Source organism: Lactobacillus sp. UMNPBX16, from assembly GCF_002553775.1.
In the GTDB taxonomy this organism is placed as follows: domain Bacteria; phylum Bacillota; class Bacilli; order Lactobacillales; family Lactobacillaceae; genus Lactobacillus; species Lactobacillus crispatus.
This window is the reverse complement of the sequence record NZ_PCYU01000113.1, coordinates 1-298: the sequence shown is the minus strand read 5'-3', so window position 1 is coordinate 298 and position 298 is coordinate 1. Positions and strand designations below refer to the sequence as shown.

The 298-nt window shown below is 28.9% G+C and carries 1 protein-coding gene; it reads left to right on the top strand.

The features are described from left to right. Positions 1–15: 15 nt before the first annotated feature. Positions 16–298, top strand: a 283-nt coding sequence (locus tag CP367_RS10730) for a YfhO family protein (RefSeq protein ID WP_255404456.1), incomplete at its 3' end; no start/stop codon positions are given.

The following is a 298-nucleotide window of genomic DNA, read 5'->3' as shown; positions in this document are numbered from 1 at the left end:
AATATTATCTTTCTGTTGCTAGTTGTATTGATATTAATAGTGAGAAAGGAAAACTGTATCAAATTTTTACTACCGTTAGTGGTAATAGATATTATATTCTCAAATGTTTCAGTATTTAGTAAATTATCAGAACAAAGTACTAATATAGAGGCATATGCAAAAGGTTATAACGAAATGAAGCAGACTCTTAATAAAATGAGTAAAAATGATAAATCATTTTATAGAATTGGGACGGCTGATGAGATGAACCCCAATGATCCATTGCTTTATGGTTATAATGGATTGTCGAACTATGTCT